Annotated in this window: 4 protein-coding genes; all 4 read left to right on the plus strand. The window is 69.0% G+C overall.

Features of this window, described 5'->3' with window-relative positions; all coding sequences use genetic code 11:
• On the plus strand, positions 1-1,160 hold a 1,160-nt coding region (locus tag VNJ47_09660; protein ID HXG29095.1), incomplete at its 5' end, for a TonB-dependent receptor.
• Between the two features lie 139 nt (positions 1,161-1,299).
• Positions 1,300-2,055, plus strand: coding sequence for an ABC transporter substrate-binding protein (locus VNJ47_09665; GenBank protein ID HXG29096.1), 756 nt, complete (start codon positions 1,300-1,302; stop codon positions 2,053-2,055).
• A 112-nt stretch (positions 2,056-2,167) separates the two neighbouring features.
• Complete coding sequence (locus VNJ47_09670) at positions 2,168-3,166, plus strand: iron ABC transporter permease (GenBank protein ID HXG29097.1); 999 nt, start codon at positions 2,168-2,170, stop codon at positions 3,164-3,166.
• A gap of 8 nt (positions 3,167-3,174) precedes the next feature.
• On the plus strand, positions 3,175-3,401 hold a 227-nt coding region (locus tag VNJ47_09675; protein HXG29098.1), incomplete at its 3' end, for an ATP-binding cassette domain-containing protein.

Genomic DNA, 3,401 nt, shown 5'->3' on the forward strand with positions numbered 1-3,401 from the left:
TCGAGTTCGACAGCGACATCGACGCCTATGACAGCGTGACCTTCCAGTACGGCGACGACCCCGATGCCCGGCTGCACACCGAGCAGTGGCTGGCGCGGCTGCAGGGCGGCTACCGCCTGCTCGACGGGCGCTGGCACCAGCGCCTCGGCCTGTCCTGGACCGATTACGACCGCAGTAACCGCAACGGCCCTGGGCCGGTCAATACTGTCCCCGGCGCGAGCCGCTTCAAGGGCCGCAAGACCAAGCTCGACTGGGTGCATGACTTCCGTGTGGACGACGTGCATCAGCTGAGCTTCGGGCTGGAGACGGAAGAGGAAAAAGCCGAACTGTCCGGCGGCCAGAAGCCGGACACGGGCACGGACGGCATCTTCCTGCAGGATCACATCCGCATCAGCGATGCGTTCTTTACCACCGTCGGCCTGCGCCGCGACCGTCATGACGACTTCGGCAGCGAAACCACCTGGCGCCTCGCGCCGGCGTATGTCCTGCGCGACAGCGGCACGCGCCTGCGCGCCAGCTATGGCACCGGCTTCAAGGCGCCGTCGCTGTCCGAGCTGTTCGAGAGCTTCCCGCCGTTCTTCTTCGCCAATCCCGATCTCGAGCCCGAACGCAGCAAGGGCTGGGACCTGGGCGTCGAACAGCGGCTGCTCGACGACCGGCTGCAGCTGGAACTCGCATACTTCCGCAACGACATCGAAGACCTCATCGCCGTGGACCCGGTGACCTTCAGCACGCTGGTCAATCTCAGCGAGGCGACGACCAAGGGCTACGAGCTGGGCCTGCGCTACCAGTGGTCGCCGGCGCTGACGCTGGGCGCAGGCTACACGTATACGCGCGCCCGGGACGAAACCAGCGGCCAGGACCTGGTGCGCCGGCCGCGCAAGAAGGCCAACGTCCATGCCGACTGGCAGGCCACGCCGCAGCTACAGCTGGGCCTGACGGGCCGTTACGTGGGCGAGCGTGACGACTTCGATGCCAATTTCACGCCGGTGGAGGCAGACAGTTATACGCTGTTCGAGGCGCGGCTGGCCTATACGCTGACGCCGGAATGGACGGTGTTCGGGCGTATCGAGAATGCCTTCGACCAGGACTACGAGGAAATCCCCGGCTTCGGCACGCCCGGCCGGGCGTTGTATGCGGGTGTGCGCTTCACGCCCTAGCGTTCTGGTAAGCCTTGTCACCCTGGCGAAAGCCAGGGTCCAGTGCCTTTTGCTTCGCTGGATTCCCGCTTTCGCGGGAATGACGGCATTCATTTGTGCGACTGCGGTAGTCCCTGCCCAGGCCCAGCCCACCCGTGTGATGTCGCTGAACCTGTGCACCGACGTGCTGTTGCTGCACCTGGCGCCGCGCGAGCGCATCGTCTCGCTGTCCTTCGTCGCCACCCACTCGCCGCTGTCGCCGATCGTTGAGCCGGCACGCGGCATTCCGCCCAATCACGCCAGCGCGGAGGAGGTCGTCGCCTTCCAGCCGGATCTGGTGCTGGCGCGCCGCTACACCGCCACGGCCACGGTACAGCTCGCGCGCCGGCTGGGTTTCCCCGTGCTGGAGCTGGACGATCCGCGCAACTATGACGAGGCGCTGGCGCAGATCCGCATCCTGGCGCAGGCGCTCGGCGAGCCGGCCCGCGGTGCGGCGCTGATTGCCGGCATGAACGCGCGGCTGGCCGCGCTGCCGCCGCCGGGTGCGCGGCGTCCCGTCGCCGTACTCTACGGCCCGAACGGCTATACCTTCGGGCCTGGCAGCCTGCTGGATGACCTGATGCGCCGCGCGGGTTTCGAGAATCTCGCCGCGCGCAGGGGCTTGAGCGTGGCCGGCACGCTGCCGCTGGAGGCGCTGCTGCTGGAGCCGCCCGAGGTACTGTTCGTCGAGCGCGAGACGCGCGCCGTGACCTCGCTCGCCGACCAGTCGCTGGCGCATCCCGCGCTGCGGCGACTGGCGGCGCGCCTGCCGCATGCCGATCTCTCCAGCCGCCTGTGGAACTGCGCCGGCCCGGAGATCGTCGAGGCGGTGGCGCAGATGGCGGCGGTACGGCAACGGATGGAGCGGCAGCCATGATTATCGCTGGCCGCACCTCATGCAACTTTGTCATACCGGCGAAAGCCGGTATCCAGAGCCTTTGTGGCAAGTCACCGGACCCCGGCTTTCGCCGGGGTGACGGATGATAGGCATGAAGCCGCAGCGCATTCTTGCCGTTTACGGTGCACTGGCCCTGCTGGTCGCGACGCTGTTCGTTATCTCGCTGCTCGCCGGGCGTGTCGCGCTGCCACTTGCACATTTGATACTGCAGCCGCCCAATGCCGGCACCGAGATGGTCCAGACCATCCTGTGGGAGATCCGCCTGCCACGCGCGCTGCTGGCCGTCCTCGTCGGCGCGGCGCTGGGCCTGTCCGGCGCGGCGCTGCAGGGCTTCCTGCGCAACCCGCTGGCCGACGCCGGCATCATTGGGGTTTCCGCCAGCGCGTCCTTCGGCGCGGTGCTGGCGCTGTATTCGGGGCTCGCCGCCGGCTTCGCGCTGGCGCTGCCGCTCGGCGGCCTGCTCGGCGCAGGCCTGAGCGTAGCCGTGATTTATCTGCTGGCCGGGCGCGATGCCAGCATCCTGACGCTGATCCTGGCCGGCGTGGCGGTCAACAGCTTTTCCGGCGCGCTCACTGCGCTGGTACTGAACCTCGCGCCGAATCCCTACGCGATTCTGGAGATCGTGTTCTGGCTGCTGGGCTCGCTGGCCGACCGCAGCTTCGACCATGTGTGGCTGGCGGCGCCCTTCATTCTTGCCGGCGGCGCGTGGCTGCTGACCACCGCTCGCGGGCTGGATGCCCTGAGCCTGGGCGAGGACGCGGCACAGAGCCTGGGCTTCTCGCTGGCGCGGCTGCGCCTGGCCGTGATCGGCGGCACCGCGCTGTGCGTCGGCGCTGCGGTGGCGGTGACCGGTGCGATTGGCTTCGTCGGCCTGGTGGTGCCGCACCTCCTGCGGCCGCTGGCCGGGCAGCGGCCCGGTGCCCTGCTGGGTCTGTCCGCGCTCGGCGGTGCGGCGCTCTTGCTGGCCGCCGACATCGGCGTGCGCCTGATCCCGACCCAGGCCGAGCTCAAGCTCGGCGTGGTCACCGCGCTGATCGGCGGGCCGTTCTTCCTGTGGCTGCTGTTGCGCACGCGGCGGGCCATGCCATGAGCGGGGCCATGGCGCTGCTTTCCGCACAGGGCGTTGGCGTCGAGCTCAGTCACCGGCGCGTGCTCGACGGCGTGGATTTTTCACTCACCGGCGGCGAACTGGTCGGCCTGCTGGGGCCCAACGGCGCCGGTAAGACCACGCTGCTGCGCGCGCTGGCGGGCTTGCAGCCACTGCAGTCCGGTGCCGTGAGATTGCTGGATCGCGGGATCGGCGATTACCCGCCGGCCGAGCGTGC

The organism is Nevskiales bacterium, from assembly GCA_035574475.1.
In the GTDB taxonomy this organism is placed as follows: Bacteria; Pseudomonadota; Gammaproteobacteria; order Nevskiales; family DATLYR01; genus DATLYR01.